This window comes from Actinomadura meridiana, assembly GCF_039537545.1.
GTDB lineage: Bacteria > Actinomycetota > Actinomycetes > Streptosporangiales > Streptosporangiaceae > Spirillospora > Spirillospora meridiana.
Genome location: NZ_BAABAS010000015.1, coordinates 370,686 through 388,716, shown reverse-complemented (window position 1 = coordinate 388,716; position 18,031 = coordinate 370,686). Strand labels below are relative to the sequence as shown.

General features: G+C 68.3%; 21 protein-coding genes. 14 read left to right on the top strand and 7 right to left on the bottom strand.

Going from position 1 to position 18,031, the window contains the following annotated elements; all coding sequences use genetic code 11:
- Window positions 1-58 precede the first annotated feature (58 nt).
- Genes ABD808_RS22975 through ABD808_RS22930 form a run of 10 tightly spaced genes read left to right on the top strand, consistent with a single transcriptional unit; the run spans window position 59 to window position 9,141 of the window.
- On the top strand, window positions 59-1,204 hold the full coding sequence (locus ABD808_RS22975; RefSeq protein WP_344900002.1) for an acyl-CoA dehydrogenase family protein: 1,146 nt from the start codon (window positions 59-61) through the stop codon (window positions 1,202-1,204).
- A 15-nt stretch (window positions 1,205-1,219) separates the two neighbouring features.
- A complete protein-coding gene (locus tag ABD808_RS22970; protein WP_344900000.1) occupies window positions 1,220-2,782 on the top strand; it encodes an AMP-binding protein in 1,563 nt (520 codons plus the stop codon).
- On the top strand, window positions 2,779-3,246 hold the full coding sequence (locus tag ABD808_RS22965; RefSeq protein ID WP_344899998.1) for an FAS1-like dehydratase domain-containing protein: 468 nt from the start codon (window positions 2,779-2,781) through the stop codon (window positions 3,244-3,246). Before ABD808_RS22970 ends, ABD808_RS22965 begins: the two co-directional genes overlap by 4 nt.
- On the top strand, window positions 3,243-3,701 hold the full coding sequence (locus ABD808_RS22960; RefSeq protein ID WP_344899996.1) for a hotdog family protein: 459 nt from the start codon (window positions 3,243-3,245) through the stop codon (window positions 3,699-3,701). The genes ABD808_RS22965 and ABD808_RS22960 overlap by 4 nt, the downstream gene beginning before the upstream one ends.
- Window positions 3,698-4,648, top strand: coding sequence for a thiamine pyrophosphate-dependent dehydrogenase E1 component subunit alpha (locus ABD808_RS22955; protein ID WP_344899994.1), 951 nt, complete (start codon window positions 3,698-3,700; stop codon window positions 4,646-4,648). Before ABD808_RS22960 ends, ABD808_RS22955 begins: the two co-directional genes overlap by 4 nt.
- The gene (locus ABD808_RS22950; RefSeq protein WP_344899992.1) at window positions 4,645-5,634 is read left to right on the top strand and encodes an alpha-ketoacid dehydrogenase subunit beta; all 990 of its coding nucleotides are present in this window, start codon (window positions 4,645-4,647) and stop codon (window positions 5,632-5,634) included. The genes ABD808_RS22955 and ABD808_RS22950 overlap by 4 nt, the downstream gene beginning before the upstream one ends.
- Window positions 5,631-5,873, top strand: a complete 243-nt coding sequence (locus ABD808_RS22945; protein WP_344899990.1) for a biotin/lipoyl-containing protein — start codon at window positions 5,631-5,633, stop codon at window positions 5,871-5,873. Before ABD808_RS22950 ends, ABD808_RS22945 begins: the two co-directional genes overlap by 4 nt.
- Complete coding sequence (locus ABD808_RS22940) at window positions 5,870-7,210, top strand: MmgE/PrpD family protein (protein WP_344899988.1); 1,341 nt, start codon at window positions 5,870-5,872, stop codon at window positions 7,208-7,210. Before ABD808_RS22945 ends, ABD808_RS22940 begins: the two co-directional genes overlap by 4 nt.
- A 7-nt stretch (window positions 7,211-7,217) precedes the next feature.
- Window positions 7,218-8,252, top strand: a complete 1,035-nt coding sequence (locus tag ABD808_RS22935; RefSeq protein WP_344899986.1) for a zinc-dependent alcohol dehydrogenase family protein — start codon at window positions 7,218-7,220, stop codon at window positions 8,250-8,252.
- Window positions 8,253-8,298: 46 nt separating this feature from the next.
- Complete coding sequence (locus tag ABD808_RS22930) at window positions 8,299-9,141, top strand: alpha/beta fold hydrolase (RefSeq protein WP_344899984.1); 843 nt, start codon at window positions 8,299-8,301, stop codon at window positions 9,139-9,141.
- A gap of 132 nt (window positions 9,142-9,273) precedes the next feature.
- Here ABD808_RS22930 and ABD808_RS22925 read toward each other — a convergent pair whose 3' ends face one another.
- The gene (locus ABD808_RS22925; protein WP_344899982.1) at window positions 9,274-10,458 is read right to left on the bottom strand and encodes an NsdA family TPR-like regulatory protein; all 1,185 of its coding nucleotides are present in this window, start codon (window positions 10,456-10,458) and stop codon (window positions 9,274-9,276) included.
- Between the two features lie 165 nt (window positions 10,459-10,623).
- Here ABD808_RS22925 and ABD808_RS22920 point away from each other — a divergent pair, with 165 nt between their 5' ends.
- Window positions 10,624-11,037: an ATP-binding protein gene (locus tag ABD808_RS22920; RefSeq protein ID WP_344900183.1), complete on the top strand. Its 414-nt coding sequence runs from the start codon at window positions 10,624-10,626 to the stop codon at window positions 11,035-11,037.
- A 356-nt stretch (window positions 11,038-11,393) separates the two neighbouring features.
- The gene (locus ABD808_RS22915) at window positions 11,394-12,164 is read left to right on the top strand and encodes a methyltransferase domain-containing protein (RefSeq protein ID WP_344899980.1); all 771 of its coding nucleotides are present in this window, start codon (window positions 11,394-11,396) and stop codon (window positions 12,162-12,164) included.
- Between the two features lie 45 nt (window positions 12,165-12,209).
- On the opposite strand, the gene ABD808_RS22910 is transcribed toward ABD808_RS22915, so the two are convergent.
- The gene (locus tag ABD808_RS22910; protein ID WP_344899978.1) at window positions 12,210-12,677 is read right to left on the bottom strand and encodes a nuclear transport factor 2 family protein; all 468 of its coding nucleotides are present in this window, start codon (window positions 12,675-12,677) and stop codon (window positions 12,210-12,212) included.
- Between the two features lie 72 nt (window positions 12,678-12,749).
- On the opposite strand from ABD808_RS22910, the gene ABD808_RS22905 reads away from it, so the two are divergent.
- Complete coding sequence (locus tag ABD808_RS22905; RefSeq protein ID WP_344899976.1) at window positions 12,750-13,361, top strand: TetR/AcrR family transcriptional regulator; 612 nt, start codon at window positions 12,750-12,752, stop codon at window positions 13,359-13,361.
- A gap of 20 nt (window positions 13,362-13,381) precedes the next feature.
- On the opposite strand, the gene ABD808_RS22900 is transcribed toward ABD808_RS22905, so the two are convergent.
- The gene (locus ABD808_RS22900; protein WP_344899974.1) at window positions 13,382-14,011 is read right to left on the bottom strand and encodes a DUF305 domain-containing protein; all 630 of its coding nucleotides are present in this window, start codon (window positions 14,009-14,011) and stop codon (window positions 13,382-13,384) included.
- Between the two features lie 178 nt (window positions 14,012-14,189).
- On the opposite strand from ABD808_RS22900, the gene ABD808_RS22895 reads away from it, so the two are divergent.
- The gene (locus tag ABD808_RS22895; protein ID WP_344899972.1) at window positions 14,190-15,620 is read left to right on the top strand and encodes an LVIVD repeat-containing protein; all 1,431 of its coding nucleotides are present in this window, start codon (window positions 14,190-14,192) and stop codon (window positions 15,618-15,620) included.
- Window positions 15,621-15,671: 51 nt separating this feature from the next.
- Here ABD808_RS22895 and crcB read toward each other — a convergent pair whose 3' ends face one another.
- From crcB to ureG, 4 genes are read right to left on the bottom strand one after another with little or no spacing between them, the layout of a single operon-like run.
- Window positions 15,672-16,025: a fluoride efflux transporter CrcB gene (crcB, locus tag ABD808_RS22890; protein WP_344899970.1), complete on the bottom strand. Its 354-nt coding sequence runs from the start codon at window positions 16,023-16,025 to the stop codon at window positions 15,672-15,674.
- The gene (locus ABD808_RS22885; protein WP_344899968.1) at window positions 16,022-16,510 is read right to left on the bottom strand and encodes a fluoride efflux transporter FluC; all 489 of its coding nucleotides are present in this window, start codon (window positions 16,508-16,510) and stop codon (window positions 16,022-16,024) included. The genes crcB and ABD808_RS22885 overlap by 4 nt, the downstream gene beginning before the upstream one ends.
- Window positions 16,510-17,403 (bottom strand): urease accessory protein UreD, encoded by an 894-nt coding sequence (locus ABD808_RS22880; protein WP_344899966.1) that lies wholly within the window; start codon window positions 17,401-17,403, stop codon window positions 16,510-16,512. The genes ABD808_RS22885 and ABD808_RS22880 overlap by 1 nt, the downstream gene beginning before the upstream one ends.
- Entirely contained in the window at window positions 17,385-18,020 is a 636-nt protein-coding gene (gene ureG, locus ABD808_RS22875) for an urease accessory protein UreG (RefSeq protein WP_344899964.1), read from the bottom strand. The genes ABD808_RS22880 and ureG overlap by 19 nt, the downstream gene beginning before the upstream one ends.
- Window positions 18,021-18,031: the final 11 nt, after the last annotated feature.

Below are 18,031 nucleotides of genomic sequence, written 5' to 3'. Positions count from 1 at the left end.
CACAGATGCGAGAGTCGAAACCGACCGACTAGTCGGTCGAATGAAGGGATGACGGCGTATGGACTTCAGCATCCCGCCCGAACTCGACATGTTCGTCGACTCGGTGCGCCGATTCCGGGAGCGGGAACTGATGCCCCTTGAGGCGCGGTTCCTCGCCGAGGGCAAGCTCTCCCCCGCCGAACGCCGCGACCTCCAGGAGCGCGCCAGGGACCACGGGCTGTGGGCGTTGGACGTCCCGGAGGAGTACGGCGGCCAGGGCATGGGCACCCTCGCGTCCTGCCTGGTCGCGGAGGAGTTGTACAAGCATCCGGCCATGTTCGAGTTCGGCGGCAGCCCCGAACCGGTCCTCTACCAGGGCGACGACGAGCAGAAGAAGAAGTACCTGTATCCGGTGATCGCCGGGGAGCGGCGCAGCTGCTACGCCTTCACCGAGCCCGGCACCGGCTCCGACTTCGCCCGCATCAGCACGACCGCCGTGCGGAACGGCGACGACTGGGTCATCAACGGGACGAAGATCTTCATCTCCGAGGTGGACCGCGCCGACTTCTGCATCCTGTTCGCCAGCACCGACCCGTCCGCCGGTGGGCGCGGCATCACCTGTTTCCTGGTGGACATGGGGACGCCCGGATTCGACGCGTCCAAGCCGATCCCCACCATGGGCGACGACTGGGAGCCGTACGAGCTGTCGTTCACCGACTGCGTCGTCCCGGACTCGGCGCGGCTCGGCGCGGTCGGCGGCGGCTGGCGGCTCGCGTCCGAGCAGCTGACGCACGGCCGCCTCAAGATCGCCGCGTTCCAGCTCGGCATCGCGCAGCGGTGTCTCGACATGGCCGTCGAGTGGGCGAAACAGCGCGTGACCTGGGGCAAGCCCATCGCGACCCGGCAGGCCGTGCAGTGGATGCTGGCCGACTCCGTGGTCGAACTCGACGCCGCCCGCTTCCTGGTCTACCGGGCGGCGTGGATGGCGGACGAGGGCAAGACGATCCGCAACGAGGCGTTCATGGCCAAGCTGTACGCGACCGAGATGGCCCAGCGCGTCACCGACCGCTGCCTCCAGATCTTCGGCGGCCTCGGCTACAGCAAGGAACTGCCGATCCAGAGCTTCTACCGGCAGGTGCGGGTCTGGCGGATCGGGCACGGCTCGTCGGAGATCCACCGCTGGATGATCGCGCGGAACCTGCTCGGCCTGTCCTCGCGTGACTGAGCAGCGGGAGCCGTCGTGGACCTGATCGGGAACCGCACCCTCGCCGACCTGCTGGTCGAACGGACCGACCGGCACCCCGACCGCGCCTGCCTTGTCATCGAAGACCGGTCGGGCGCCGTCACCGAATACACCTACCGGGAGACGCTCGACGCCGTCCGCCGCGTCGCGGGCGGGTTCGAGGCCGTGGGGATCGGACGCGGCGACGCGGTCGTGATCCAGCTGCGCAACTGCGCGGAGTTCGTGTTCGCGTGGTTCGGGCTGGCGTGGCTCGGCGCGGTGATGGTGCCGTCCAACGTCGCGTGCTCGGCCGCCGAACTGGCGTATCTGATCGAGCGGTCGGAGGCGGTGGGCGTCCTCACCGAACCCGACTACCTCCCGATGTTCGCCGACGTCCTGGCCGACCTGCCGAAGGTCGAGCACCGGATCGTGGCGCGCGGCGACGCCGTGGACGGGTTCGTGCCGTTCGCGGACGTGGCGTCCGCCCCGCCCGCCGTGCGCGCGGACGTCGGCTCCGAGGACGTCGTGGAGATGCTGTTCACCTCCGGCACCACCGCCCGTCCCAAGGCCGTCATGATCACACACGCGAACTGCCTGTGGGGCGGGGAGCGCGTCGCACGCGGCGCCGCGCTGCACGGCGGCGACCGGCTGCTGACCGCGCTGCCGCTCTTCCACATCAACGCGCAGGAGATCACGGTGCTGGCCGCGCTGACGGTCGGCGGCACGGCCGTCCTGCTGGAGGACTACCACGCCAGCGGGTTCTGGTCGCGGGTGCGGCACCATGGCGCGACGTCGGTGAGCCTGGTCGCCATGCAGGTGCGGACCATGTTGGCGCAGCCGCCGTCGCCGGACGACGCCGCGCACCGCGTCCACCGCGCCATCTACGCGATCAACGTCACCGACCGGGAGAAGGACGAGTTCGAGCGCCGTTTCGGCGTCGAGCTGATCAACGGCTACGGGCTGTCGGAGGGCGGCACGGTCGTCACGATGTCCCCGGTGTTCGGGGACCGCCGCTGGCCGTCCATCGGCCTGCCCAACTTCGACCGCCGAATCCGGATCGTGGACGCGGACGGCCGCGACGTCCCGGCGGGCACGGTCGGCGAGATCCTCGTGTCCGGGGTGCCCGGCCGGACGCTGATGAAGGGCTACTTCAAGGACCCGGAGGCCACGGCCGCGACCGTCCGGGACGGCTGGCTGTACACGGGCGACAACGGCTACCTCGACGAACAGGGCTACGTGTACTTCTTCGACCGCAAGAAGGACGTCATCAAACGCGCGGGCGAGAACGTGTCCGCGAGCGAGGTCGAGTTCGCGCTACTGGAACACCCGGCGGTCGCGGAGGCGGCCGTCGTCGCCGGACCCGACCCCGTGCGGGACGAAGAGGTCGTGGCGTTCGTCGTCGCGCGCCCACCGAACCCGCCGCCGACCACCGACGAGATCGCCGCGCACTGCCGGGCCCGTCTCGCGACCTTCAAGGTGCCGACGCGCATCCACATCGTGCCCGAACTGCCGAAGACCTCGATCGGCAAGGTCGAGAAGAAGCTGCTGAGGCGGCGGACGGTCTCGGGAGGTGACCGATGAACACGCTGGACGAGATATGCGAGCGCATCCGCGAACACATCGGAAAGGTCATCCGAGACGACCTCGGCATCATCACCGCACGCGATTTCCAACGTTTCGCAGTCGCCGCAGGCGAAACCCCCGGCGACGTCGCGCCCCCGCTGTTTCTGAGCAGCGTGCTCGGCTGGAACGCGGGCCCAACATCCGACGAGTTGACCCCCGACGGCACCGGCGACGAGAAGGCCGGACTCCCACTGGACGGGCTCCGCCTGATGGGCGCCGGTCAGGATCTCGACTTCCACCACCCGCTCCAGGACGGGACGCGCGTCGTCCGCGAAACATCGGTCGAGAACGTGACCCTGAAACAAGGCGGCCAAGGCCCCTTCCTGATCATCACCATGCTGCGGGCGTTCTCCGACGACTCGGGCACTCCCCTGGTGACCTGCCACGACACCCTCATCGCGCGTCCGGAGGCCGCCCAATGACCCCCGAATCGTTCGAGGACGTCGAGGTCGGGATGGCGCTCGACCCGGTGACGGTCCGTCCGACCACGATCCAGCTGTTCCGGTTCAGCGCGGCGACATGGAACGCGCACCGCATCCACTACGACGCCGGATACGCGGCGACGGAGGGGTATCCGGACGTTCTCGTCCAGTCCCATCTGCACGGCTGTTTCCTGTTGCGGACCGCGCTCGACTGGGCGGGCCCGCGCGCGAGGCTGCGCCGGTTCGGCTGGCGCAACCGTGGCATCGCCGTCCCCGGGGACACGCTGACCTGCACCGGCGTGGTGACGGCCTGCCGGGTGGACGGCTCCGGCGCCGGGCTCGTCGAGTGCGCGCTGGAGGAACGCAAGGCCGACGGGACGTTGTGCGCCCCCGGCACCGCCGTCCTGGAACTCCCGCGACGGTCGCCGGGCGACGGAGAGGAAGTCCGACCATGACCACAACGGCACGGCGGCTGTATCGGACGATGGCGCGGATCCGGCAGTTCGAGGTGGCCGCCGCGAAGCTGATGGCGTCCGGACGGCTGCCCGGAACGCTGCACGTCTCGATCGGCCAGGAGGCGGTCGCGGCCGGGGTCTGCGACGTCCTGCGCCGCGACGACCTGATCACCACCACCCATCGGGGCCACGGGCACTGCCTGGCCAAGGGCGGCGAGCCGAGGGCGATGATGGCGGAGCTGCTCGGCCGCTCGACCGGCTACTGCGGCGGCCGGTCCGGCTCGATGCACATCGCGGACCCGGCGGCGGGCATCCTCGGCGCGAACGCGATCGTCGGTGCGGGCATCCCGATCGCGCTCGGCGGCGCGTTCGCCGCCGCCCGGAAGGGACGCGGCGGCGTCGCGGTCGCGTTCTTCGGGGAGGGCGCGGTCGCCCAGGGCGTGTTTCACGAGTCGCTGAACCTGGCGGCGCTGTGGAAGCTGCCCATCGTGTTCGTGTGCGAGAACAACCAGTACGTGGAGCTGACCCCGGTCTCCGTGCACCTGGCCGCGAAACACGTGGCCGACCACGCCGCGCCCTACGGCATTCCCGGTTCCCAGGTGGACGGCAACGACGCGCATGCCGTCCGCGACGCCGCCGACGAGGCGGTGGCGCGTGCGCGCGAGGGCGGCGGCCCGGCCCTGCTGGAATGCCTGACCTACCGCTGGCACGGCCATTTCGAAGGCGACCCGCAGAAGTACCGCGACGCCGCCGAGGTCGCCGAATGGAAGGCGGGCGACCCGTTGAACCGCCTGGCCGCGTCCCTCCCCGGCGAAACAGAGGCCATCGACGACGAAGCACGACGAGAGATGGCGGACGCCGTCACCGCCGCCGAAGCCGACCCTCTCGCCGCGCCCGACTCCGTCACCGCCCACGTCTACCGCCTGCCGGGAGGAGCGCTCCGATGACGACCGTGAAGTACTGGCAGGCGGTCAACTCCGCGCTGCACGAGGAACTGGAACGGGACGAGACCGTCCACCTGTTCGGCGAGGACGTGGGCGCGCCCGGCGGCCCGTTCGCGGCCACGCGCGGGCTCCGCGACCGGTTCGGTGAGGAGCGGGTCCGCGACACCCCGATCAGCGAGTCGACGTTCACCGGCCTGGCGGTCGGCGCGGCGATGGCGGGGCTGCGTCCGGTCGCGGAGGTCATGTACTTCGACTTCATCACCCTCGCGATGGACCAGCTCGTCAACCAGGCCGCCAAGATGTCGTACATGTCGGACGGCGCGTTCGCGGTGCCGCTGACGATCCGAACCCTCTGCGGCGGCCATCGCGGCTCGGGCCCGCAACATTCCCAAAGCCTGGAGGGGTGGCTGGCCGCCGTCCCCGGCCTGAAGGTCGTCTGGGGCGGCACTCCCGCCGACGCCAAGGGCCTGCTCAAGGCCGCGATCCGCGCCGACGACCCGGTGATCGTCATCGAGAGCCTGAGCCTGTGGACGCGACGCGGCGAGGTCCCAGACGGCCAAGACCATGTGGTGCCGATCGGCGCCGGGATGATCCGCCGTCCCGGCTCCGACCTGACGCTGGTGTGCTGGGGCGACACCGTCCCACTCGCCCTGGAGGCGGCCGAGGCACTCGCGGGAAACGGCGTCGACACCGAGGTACTGGACCTACGCACCCTGAGCCCACTGGACGAGGCGCTGATCCTGCGGTCACTGCACAAAACAGGGCGACTCGTCGTCGTCCAGGACGCGCAGGGCCCGTGCAGCGTCGGCTCGGAGGTCATCCGGATCGCCGCCACCGAGGGTTTCTCCGACCTGCGCGCCCCGGCCGCCCAAGTCCGCCCGCCGTTCGCGCCGGTGCCGTTCGCGCCGGACCTGGAGGCCGCCTACTACCCGGGGGTCGAGGACGTCGTGTCCGCGGCCCTGAACACGATGGAGAGGACGAGGGCTTGACGGACGTCGTGGTGCCGAAGTGGGGCGCGACCATGGACGAGGCGACGATCGTCCAGTGGCTGAAGAACGTCGGCGACCGGATCGCCGAGGACGAGCCCATCGCCGAAATGGAGACCGACAAGGCGACCGCCGAGATCGTCAGCCCCGCCGCCGGCACGGTCGTCGAACTCCTGGTGCCCCAGGACGCCGATGTCGTCGTAGGCCAGGTCATCGCCAGAATCGAGGAGGGGACACCATGACGCTGGCCGAACACGTCGCCGAGTTCACCTCGACACTCGACCCGTCCACCATCCCGCCCGAGGTCATCGAGAAGGCGAAGGTCACCCTCCTGCACGACCTCGGCGTCGGCCTGGCCGGGCACCGCCTAGCCGAAACCGGCTACGCCTTCGCCAAGGAAAACGGCGCGTGCGACCCGCGAAACGGTGCCCGACTCCCCATAGACGGCACACCCGTCACCGTCGAGTCATGCGCCCTCGCAACCGGCGCCCTGATCCACGCGCGTACCCAGGACGACACCCAGACAGCGATCTCAGTCCATCTAGGCTCGACGACCCTCCCCGCACTACTCGCCCTAGCCGACCGCGCCAACGCACCCGGCCGCGACCTACTGGTCGCGATGATCGCGGGCTACGAAGCGGCGTCCGCCATCGCGGAAGGCAACTCAAGCCCATCAACCACTCGCGGCTTCCGAGCGACCAGCATCTACGGCCCCCTCGCAGCAGCCGCCGCGTCCGCCCGCCTCCTCAACCTCACCACCGCACAAACCGTCTCCGCCCTCGGCCTCGCAGCCGCCTTCGGCGGCGGCACGAACCAGACCTGGCTGGCGGGCACCCAGGAATGGCGCTACCAGGTAGGAGCCGCAAGCCGAAACGGCATGGTCGCGGCACTCCTGGCCGCACGCGGCGTAACCGGCGCCCCGGACGCCCTGGACGGTGCCGCCGGACACCTACAAGCCTTCGCCGGGACCACAGAAACAACGACAGAACTCGGCGACGAGTGGCGGATCCTCCGCGTCACCTACAAGCCGTACCCGATCTGCGCGATCAACCAGGTCCCGGTAACGGTCCTGACCGCCTTGGCCCGCGAACACGACTTCAAAGCCGACGACGCCGTATCACTCACCGTCGAACTGAACCCGGACGACGCGTCCTACCCCGGCATCGACACCCACGGCCCGTTCCGCGACGTGGGCGGCACGCTGATGAGCCTGCCGTACTGCCTCGCGGTCGCACTCCGCGACGGCGGCATCCAGCTAACGGACCTGTACGGTTTCGACGACCCCACCCTGATGGACCTGACCCGCCGCATCACGGTCACCGCCGCCGCCGACGTCCCCCAGGGCGGCTGCCGGATCACCGTCCACACCCGCGAAGGCACGCACACCAGCGGGTACGCCCCCGACGAGACCACGTTCAACTGGGACAGAACCGAAACCGCCGACCGACTCCGCGCCCTGACACCGGAAACACCCCTATCCCCAACCCGCCTGGACGAGTTCATCACGACCGCGCTCAACCTGGACCACCACCCCGTACGCGAACTGATCGACGCGACGATCGTCGACCCGAAGGAGTGATCAACAGATGCGAGCCACCCTCATCTACGGCCGGGGCGACGTCCGGGTCGAGGAGGTGCCCGACCCCGTGCTGGTGGAGCCGGGGGACGCGATCGTCCGGGTGACCCGCGCCTGCGTCTGCGGCAGCGACCTGCACCGCTACCGAGGTATGGAGCCCACCACGGAGGGCCTGCGCATCGGCCACGAGTTCATGGGTGTCATCGAGGACACCGGCGCCGACGTGCGCTCGGTGAAACGCGGCGACGTCGTCCTGGTCCCATTCCTGTGGTGCGACAACACCTGCGACTTCTGCCGGGACGGCCTGCACGGCTCCTGCCGCAACGGCGGCCGCTGGGCCATGAACGGCCTGGACGGCGGACAGGGCGAGGCGGCCCGAGTCCCCCAGGCAGACGGCACGCTCGTCAAGGTGCCGGTCGGGGCGGACGATCCGCTGGTCCCCTCGATCATGGCGCTGTCCGACGTGCTGCCCACCGGCCACCACGCCGCGATCACCGCGAACGTCGGCAAGGGCTCGACCGTCGCCGTCATCGGTGACGGCGCCGTCGGCCTGAGCGCCGTCCTGTCGGCCGCCCGCCTGGGCGCCGAACGAATCATCCTGCTCGGCCGCCACCAGGCCCGCACCGACCTGGGCCGCCGCTTCGGCGCGACCGACGTGATCCCAGAACGCGGCGAAGAAGCGACAGCCGCCGTCCGTGACCTGACCAACGGCGACGGCGCCCCCTACGTCCTGGAATGCGTCGGCAACGCCCCCGCGTTCGAGACGGCCCTGACCATCGTCCGCGACGGCGGCACGATCAGCCGAGTCGGCGTCCCCCAATACGCCGAGGCACGCCTGGACTTCGACGTCTTCATGCGCAACATCACCATCACAGGCGGCGTCGCCCCGGCCCGGCGCTACATCCCAGAACTACTCGCGGAGGTCCTGGACGGCACGATCACACCAGGCGACATGTTCGACCTGACCGTCGACCTCAACGACGTGGCCGAGGGATTCCGTGCGATGAACGACCGCGAGGCCCTCAAGGCGCTAGTCCGCCCCTGACCGTCTACTCCGATGAGTTTGGCCGCCGGACCAGGTCTGCCCTGGCATGACCACTATCAAGGCCAACGGCATCGCCTTGGGCATCGAGTCGTTCGGTGACAAGGACGCGCCACTCGTCCTACTCGCGGGCGGCACGACAATGCTCTCCTGGCCCGACGCACTCTGCGAACGCCTGGCCGCTGGCGGACGCCGCGTGGTGCGCTACGACCTGCGCGACAGCGGAGAATCAACGACAACAAACCCGGAGGCACCCACCTACACCCTCCGCGACCTGGCCGCCGACGCGGCAGCCCTAGCTGACGCGCTCGGCGGGAAGCCAGCGCACCTGGCGGGCATCGGCGTCGGCGGAATGGTCGCCCAAGTGGCCGCTCTCGACCACCCGGCCGCGTTCTCGGCACTCACCCTGGTCGGCACCCGCGCCGTCGCCCCCGGCCCGCCCGACGACGACCTCCCCGACCACGACCAGGCGACAATGGGCCAACTGTTCACACGCCCAATGCCCGACTGGACGGACCGCGAGGCCGTCGCGGAGTTCGCCGCCACCGGCGCCGAGACCCTCGGCAACGACCCCGTCCCAGCGCACACGATCGCCGCACGCATCTGGGACCGCACACCCAGCACCGCACCCCCGATCCAGATGGCCAACCAGCTGGGCATGGTGTTCTCCAAACTCAACTGCGAACCACGCTGGCGCGAGCGCCTCCCCGAGATCAACATCCCCACACTCGTCGTCCACGGCCGCAACGACCCCTTCTTCCCCGTTGGCAACGCCAAGGCGATAGCCCGCGAAATCCCAAGGGCACGCCTACTCGTCCTCGACGCCGCCGCCTCTGCCATCCCCGAAGCAGCGCTCGACGAAATAACCGAGGCAATGCTCACGCTCGGATAAAAGATCACACCCCACAACCAACGTCCGGCCTTGCACAGGACGAGGGTCGGTGCTCGCGAACGCGATCAGACCCAAGGTTCAGCGAACTCGCGGATCCTGAGTGCGCCCGATAGGAGACCTGCCAGCGTCAGACTACCGTGCGACAACTTCACTGGAGAGCGCGGATTTCAATCGCTGGCGCGCAAGTTTGATTTCCGGAACGTCAGCCCAACGACCTGACTCCCGCAGGACGGTAACCACCTTCCGGTCAACCCATCCGGACGTGATCAAGGGTGCCACATAGGCCAGGGCTTTCATTAGCTCTGCTGCGAGGTCGAGCTCATGGGCGGCCAGTGCAACGCCTGCGGCGTTCGCAAGGTCATTGGCTTGGTATTGCGTCGCGGGCAGGGGTTCCGTGATGCGAACGGCATCTTCGAATGAAGTAAAGGCTTGCTGGTTCTCACCTACGTTGTGGAGCACGAGCCCGGACACGCCGTGTACCCAGGCAGAGTCCAAGGGTGGCAGGCTCGTGTGACCTCTGGCCTGATCAATGAGCTTTCGCGATCGAGACTTGGAGTACCCCGCCCAGCTACTCCGCCCAAGAGCCCACCCCAGATAAGCCTCCAATGGAGCGCGGGTGCCATCACTCACCTCGGGAAGCCGCAGCCCCTTCTCCGCATGAGAAGCCGCCCGGTCGGGCTTGTTCTCTTGTAGATACAAGTCGCTCAAAAGAGCGTGCGCGGCAGCCTCCCGCTGAGTGTCTGACACACCAGATGCGAGTTCGAGCGCGTTTCCAGCGAGGTTGCGCGCCACATCAGGGCGCCCCGCATCGTAGAGAACCCATGCGGCCTGACGCGAGAACTCCGACGCCGACGTTCGTAGCTCTTTTCCGCCCGTGGGTAGTGCCGCACTGATCCCTTTGAACTGAGTCAGAACCTTGGAGGCGATGGGCCCGCCTCCAAGCTCGTCCCTCATGTCACTCGCCCGCCGCGCAAGAGAGAACACGTAATCGGCCTCGGCATACGGACTGTTGCCACCGCCGGGAATCGCCATCACTCCCGCAGCCTTTCCGGCAATTGCTCCACCGGCGAACTTGACGACCTTCTCATGGAATTCGCGACGTTTCACCGGATGCCTCCCTTTGGGCCTTAAGACCACCTCCCAGCCTACGCGATCTAGTCGTTCCCTAACACTGCCTATTCCGGGGTCACGGCGTCCCTTCACCACGTGCTGGACCCAGCCGCGGGTCACCCCCAACCTGTCGGCGAGTCCGACCTGCGTCCAGCCATGCCGATCCATGATCGCTTGTAGGGCTTCGCTCAGGTCGTTCGTCTCCATGCGCGCATCGTAGAACGCCGACCTCACCAGCGCTCAGCTTCGCGGGCCACAGTCCGTAGCCCGCGCATGGCGATCTTCGGTCATCGGCCAGATACTCCCGGTAGTTGTTCGAGGGAATCGCATAGATCTCCACGGAGGCGCAAGGGAGCAACAATCGTGAGCGACATGCACAAGGGGGAACTGGACACGCCGAAAACGTCTGCCGTTCTGCTCAGTTGCTTTCCACAGTCGGTTCGCCAGGCGCGCGCGATCGCACGCGGTCAATTCGCAAAGTATTCGGAGCGCGTTACCTACACTGTCGAACAATGCGTAAGCGAGCTGGTGACGAACTCCATCGTCCATTCTGACTCGCAGTTCAAGAGCGGCTTCGTGTCACTCTACCTACAGGAGTATCACGACCGAATACGGGTCAGCGTGTTCGACGGTGGCTCAACGGAAAAGGCGCCGGAGATCGCGGCTTACGACGAGTTCGCGACGAGCGGGCGTGGACTGGTCCTCGTCGAGTCACTCGCAGACGCCTGGGGCACCAGTTGTGACGGTCGCGGTCGGCAGGTCTGGTTCGAGGTCAACACGAGCTGATCCAGGACGCGACGTCCATTCCGGATAGCCCCCTAGACGGAATGGGCGCCGCGGGGGGAGGAGGTTGCGCGGCGGGGACCAGGGGTGGGCCCCGCCGCGCGACCTCCGCTAGTCGCTCGGTATCACTAGTTTCCAGCGTGGAGAGCGCTGGGTTGATCAAAGGGGTCGAGAGTGGGGAAACACAAGAAGGAAGTGGACTGCACCGGGTGTAGCGGCAAAGGTGGTAAGTGGGAGTCGGACGATGGCAACAGGGTCTGGCGGCCATGTGCTCTGTGCAACGGGACGGGGAAGCAGTGAACGTCCGTGAGGTGATCGCGTCCGTTCCTCGGGAGCCCTTCATTCCGTCGGAGATCTTCGTGCGTGATGAAGCGGGCTGGTTGGTGCCGCTGCGGCGCGATGACGACCCGGAACGGTGGCGTGAGCTGGTGGCGGCGGACGGCCCCGTGGTGACTCGGGTGGCGCCTGACCCCGCGTTGTCCGGCGAGATGTGCGACCCGGAGACGGGGAAGGGGATGGTCTCGACTAGTTCGAGCAGCGCTCCGTTCATCATGGCTCGACTGATCGAGGCCATGGAGCTGGAGCAAGGTATGCGGGTCCTGGAGATCGGGACGGGCACCGGGTACAACGCCGCCGTCCTGGCCCGGCTGACCGGGGCGGAGAACGTGGTCAGTATTGAGATGGATCCGGTGGTGGCGGCGTCGGCGCGGGAGGCGCTGGAGACTGCGGGGCTCGCGGTGACGGTGGTCACTGGGGATGGTGAAACGGGTCATCCGTCGAGGGCGCCCTATGACCGCGTGATCGCGACGGCGTCGGCTCACACGGTGCCTTATGAGTGGGTTCGGCAGGTTCGGACGGGTGGGCTGATCGTTGTTCCGCTGGCCGCGACGGTCCATCCCGACTGGCCCCTCGCGGTGCTGAAGGTGAAAGACGACGGGACCGCGGACGGCCGGTGTGCGGGGCCTTCGCCCTTCATGCCGTTGCGGGCGCAGGGTGTGAGTGCGTCGAGCGTCCAGGATGCGGAAAGGCGCTGGGAGGCGGCGGGACGGCCCGAGGCCACTCGGGTTGGCGTGACCGTGGAACCGCAGGGGCAGCGGGTCTGGCTGGACTCTCCGGACATCGCCTGGTGATGTTCAGCGTCCCTTGGTGAGGGCGCCCCGGTGGTGGGCGCGAGCTCATCCATCCTCAGGGTGCGCCTGGCCGACGCTGTCGGCGGCGTCGGATGGCTGGAGAGCCGCGGCGATGGCGGGCATGTCCTGGTACTCGCGCCAACGCGCGATCTTCCCGTCGCGGACGCGAAGGACACCGATGAACGGGGCCGCGGCCCGGCGGCCGGTGGTGGTGACCGTCCCGGCCAGTTCGTACTCCACCACGATCACCTCGGGATCGGCGGTGTCGTGGATGACGACATCGCGGACCTCCTCGAAACGGACCGGGAGAGCGGCCCGGCGCTGGGCGGCGAAGGCCACGAACCGGTCACGTCCCTCGATGCGCGACGGCCTGCCGGGCGGGGCGAACGGCATCTCGACGACGGCGTCGTCGGCCAGCAGATCGCCGAACTGATCACCCTCGGCGGCGAGCCACTGTCGCCGCATGTGCTCGAAGACCTCACGTGGACCCGGGACGCGTACAGGCACGGACATGGCAGCCCTTCCAAGGCGTCGGACATAAGATGAGAAGGAACTCACCTTCAGAATGATGAGTGGAGACTCATCTTGTCAACACCGAAGAACAAGGGCGTCCGCGCCGACGGCCGCCGCAACCGCGCCCGCATCCTCGCCGCCGCCGAGGGGGTCTTCGCAGACAACGGCCCTTCGGCGTCGACCGAACAGATCGCGGTCCGGGCGGGAGTGGCGATCGGGACGATCTTCCGGCACTTCCCCACCAAGCAGGCGCTCCTGCAAGCGATCATGAAGGACCTGCTGCGGCAGCTCACCGACCAGGCCGACGCGCTCGCCGCCAACGGCGACCCGGCGACGGCCCTGTTCACCTTCTTCACCCAGACCGTCGAGCAGGCCGTCCGCAAGAAATCCGTCATCGACCTGCTCGCGCGGACCGGAATCGACCTACAGATCACCGAGGCCGTCCAACTCCTCGACCACAGCGTCCACACCCTGCTCACCCGCGCCCAAGACGTCGGCGCCATCACCCCCACCACCAGGACCGACGAGGTCACCACCCTGCTGGCCGCGATGTGCCAGGCGACAACACTCCCCAGCTGGAACCCCGACCTCCAGCACCGCACCTTGGCCGTCATCTTCCACGGCCTCACCCCGAACCCCCCGAACCCCCCGAACCAAGCCAACGACAAACAAGCGGAGCACTAGCCGGGATCGCTTGGGGACGGTCAGTGTTCCGTTAGTAGGTCGTGCAGGCGGTCGATTTCGGCGTTTTGGGTGGACTGGACGTCCCGGGCCATTTGCTGGACGGTGACGTCGGTGCCCTTGTCCAAAACGTTCTTGGCCATGGTGAGGGCGCCCTGGTGGTGGGTGATCATCAGGGTGAGGTAGAGGTGGTCGAAGGCGGGGCCGTGGGCGTTTCGGAGGCGTTGTAGCTGATCAGTCGTTGCCATTCCGGGCATGGTGTGGGCGGCGTGGTTTTGGCCGTGCGCCTTCAGGACGGCCTTGGGGTTCTGTTCCAGCCAGGAGCGCATCGCGGCCACCTCGACCTTCTGTGCGGCGCCGATGCGGTCGGCCAGGGAGCGGACTCGGGCGTTCGACGTCCGGGTCGGGGCCAGAGCGGACATCTCCTGGGCCTGGGTGTGGTGCCGGATCATCATCTGGACGAAGCCGACCTCGGCCGTCGTGGGCGGCGCGGCCTTCGTCGGGCCCGCGAGGGCGGTCTTGTTGGGCTCGCCCGGACGGCCCGGCACCAGCACGGTTCGCGACGGTGCCGCCTCCGGTTCGCCGCCGCCGCAGGCCGTGAGCGACCCGGCGGCCAGCGCGACCGCCAGCGCCACCGCGATCCGGTGCCTCATCGAACCTCCCGCGCCAGGCAGCCGGACCGTATTCGCGGAACCGGTGCCACCAAAATTGCCATGCAACGGCTAGACGCCTTCATAAGTACCCAAAGCTATGCAATGAGCATCAAAGACTCCATACTTTGGGGAAATCAGGACACGGTTCATGAAACCGTGCAGGACAAAGGAGTCAGGGGTGACGCCAGCTCCCAGGCGACGTACCAGACGCAGGGCCCTTCTCTGCGCCTTCTCCGGCATCACGCTCATGCTCTCTTCGGTGTTCGTTCCGGCGGCCTCGGCGGGCCGCGCGCCGGGCGGCGACGAGATCGACAAGACCCCGAACATGCACCATCTGGCGAACATCCCCAAGCAGGGACCGCTCGCCGCGCCCGAGGCCTACGCGTCCGACCTGGCCTTCAAGGGCCGGTACGCCTTCGGCGGCAACTACGAGGGCTTCACCGTCTACGACATCGCGCGTCCGCGGGCCCCGAAGGTCGTGGCCGTCGTGCAGTGCCCCGGGTCGCAGAACGACGTGTCGATCGCGGGGAACCTGTTGTTCCTGTCGACCGACAGCTCACGCAGCGACGACTCGTGCCAGTCCGTTCCGAAGCCCGCGACCGAGAAGTCGGCGTGGGAGGGCATCAAGATCTTCGACATCAGCGACGTCCGGAACCCGCGCTACGTCAAGTCCGTCGAGACGAAGTGCGGCTCCCACACCAACACCCTCGTCCCGGGTCGGCGCGGCACGGTCTACATCTACGTTTCCTCGTACTCCCCGCACGACAACTACCCCGACTGCCTCCCGCCGCACGACCTCATCTCGATCGTGAAGGTCCCGCTGCGGCACCCGGAGGCGGCGCACGTCGCGGCCGAGCCGGTGCTGTTCCCGGACGGCGGCAACCCCGGCGACCCGCCCGGCACGAAGTGGCCGAACTTCACCGCCGCGACCACGGGCTGCCACGACCTGACCGCCTATCCCGACAAGCACCTGATGGCCGGTGCCTGCATGGGCGACGGCGTGCTGTTCGACATCTCCAACCCGCTGCGTCCGCGCACCATCGCCGGTGTGCGGGACGACGAGAACTTCACGTTCTGGCACTCGGCGACCTTCAACAACAGCGCCACCAAGATCATCTTCACCGATGAGCTGGGCGGTGGCGGCGCGCCGACCTGCAACCCGGAGATCGGGCTGGAGAAGGGCGCCGACGCCGTCTACGACATCGTCGGCAAGGGCGACCACCGCAAGCTGGAGTTCCGCAGCTACTACAAGATTCCACGGCACAACACCGACACCGAGAACTGCGTGGCGCACAACGGCTCGCTGATCCCGGTGAAGGGCAAGGACATCATGGTGCAGTCCTGGTATCAGGGCGGCATCTCGGTGATGGACTTCACCGACTCGCGGCACCCCAAGGAAATCGCCTGGCTCGACCGTGGGCCGTGGGCGGACAACCTGGAGAGGCCCGCCGGGACGTGGTCCACGTACTACTACAACGGCTACATCTACTCCAACGAAATCCAGCGGGGATTGGACGTCATCGACCTCCGCGACCGCCGGACCGACAGGGCCAAGCGCATCGAACTCGACCTGCTCAACGCCCAGTCCCAACCGAACTACTTCGACTGATGTGACCGTCTGGGTCCCCGGCCTCGTGAAGCGTTGGGGCCGGGGGCCTTTTCAGTGGAGCAGTTGGTAGAAGGCGACGAACGCGGCGGCGCCAAGGAGGAGGCCGCCGAGCGCGTTGATCGCGGCCCTGCCGTACTCGCCGTCCTGGATCAGGTGGACGGTGTCCAGCTCGAAAGTGCTGAACGTGGTGAGCGCGCCGCAGAGGCCGGTGCCCAGCAAGGCTTCGAGGTTCGTCCCGGTGCCCGCGCCGTGGAAAGCGCCCAGGAGTGCCGACCCGAGAACGTTGACAGTCAGCGTGCCCCAGGGAAAGGACTTTCCAGCGGTCGCTTTCACGTAGCCGTCGATGATGTACCGGAACACCGCTCCCACGGCCCCGCCCGCGAGGACGAGCAGCGACACGATCATGTCGCGTCCTCCCCGGGGCGGCGCGGGACGAGACGTCCGAGCGCCAGACCGGCGGCGATAGCGATCCAGCCGCCGAAGACGCTTGCGGCCGCGTATCCGACGCTGAGTCCGACGCGGCCGTCGTCGCCGAGCTTGTAGATGCCGTCGATCAGGTGGGAGAACGTCGTGAACCCGCCCAGGTAGCCCGTCACCATCAGCGGACGGACGAACGGGTGCGGACGTCTCCGCAACAGGTACGCGGTCAACGCGCCCATGGCGAGGCAGCCGAGCATGTTGACGGTGAACGTGTCCCAGGGGAATCCCGACTTCGCCCCCGGGAGCGCGTCACTGAGGAGGTCACGGGCGAGCGCGCCGAGAGCGCCACCCACGGCGATTTCCACGACGACCCGGGGCTTCAGTACCGGGGGCCTGCCCTTGTGCGGATGCAGGAGTGCGGCCTCGGCCAGTTCGCGGTTGTGGAGCCGCCCTCGCAGGGAGTGGTTCATCAGTCCGCCGCCACGAGCCGCCGCGCGACGTCCAGGGCACGGGAGAACGTCGCGTCCGTCTCCGGAGACTCGCCGCCGAGCATGCGCGCCCATGCGCCGTGGTCGCCGGGCAGGACGCCCGCCCCGCCGCGCACGCCCGTCCCCGTGAGCGCCTCGTGTAGGGCGTCGGCCAACTCCCGCGCGGGTCGCGCCTGCGACACGACGTAGAGGGACGCCATGGTTCCGGCGTCGTCCATCGCCGTGGGGCCGGCCGGTGTCCGCTCTGCGGGGACGAACCGGAGTGGGTCGGCGAACAGTAGGCGGCCTTGCGTGTCCTGGACGTCCAGGTCCGTGCAGTACGCGGTGTAGGCGTGACGTTCGCCGCGTGCCAGGCGTCCCGCCATCACACGGTCGCCCAAGAGGACGGTTGTGTTCGGGCCCACCGTGACGGCCATGCGCTGGTAGAAGCGTGAATCCGTGAAGGGAATCGTGGGTTCGGGCAGGTACTCGACGTAGGAACCCTCCCCCACATCGAGTTCTACGGTCTGGACGGCGTAGTCGTGCTCCATCCGGTAGAGCCGCGTCGCGGTCTGGGTGGTGAAGCGAACCGACGTCCCCGAACCGCAGTCGAGACGCATGCGATACCGGTCGCCCTGAAGGATTCCGCCACCGGACGACATGAACATCACGCACGGCATTCCGGGACGGTCGCCGTCCAGATACAGCGGACGGGTGATGTGCAGCGGCGCCTTCTGGAACTGGCTCGTCAGCTCCGTCCGGCCGTCGACCGACCGGAAGGCCAGTTCCAGCACGCCGTCCTTGCCCGGGGAGCCCACCGGCAGCGTGTCGGGCACCGAGGCGTGCCCGGCCACCTCGACCGGCAGCGCGTCCGGCGTCATGGTGCGGGTGAGCACATCTCTTCCCGGCGCTTGAGGACGAAGTCGGCGACGTCGGTGACGCCGGTCCCGGTGAGGCAGTCGGTCAGGATGACGGTGCGCCCGTCGCGGACGTCCCAGGCGTCCCGCTCCATCACCGTCAGGTCGGTCCGGACGTACTTCGCGATGTCGATCTTGTTGATGACCAGCAGGTCGGAGTCCGTGGTGCCGGGCCCGCGCTTGCGCGGCATCTTCTCCCCCTCGGCCGTGTCCAGGACGAACACGTACACGTCGGCCAGCAGCGGGCTGAAGGTGAGCGTCAGGTTGTCCCCGCCGCTCTCGAACAGCAGCACGTCGATGTCGGGGCAGCGGTCGAGCAGGTCGGCCGCGGCGGCGAGGTTCATCGTCGGGTCGTCGCGGACGGCGGTGTGCGGGCACGACCCGGTCTCGACGCCGACCACACGTTCCGGGTCCAGCGTCCCCGCCAGCGTCCGGCGGACGTGCTCGGCGTCCTCCTGCGTGTAGATGTCGTTGGTGATCACGCCGGGGCGGTGCCCGCGCGAGGTCAGGACGGGCACCAGCGCCTCGATCAGGGCGGTCTTGCCCGATCCCACCGGGCCGCCGACACCGATCTTGAACACATTCTCGGATTCCATGGTCGTCCCCT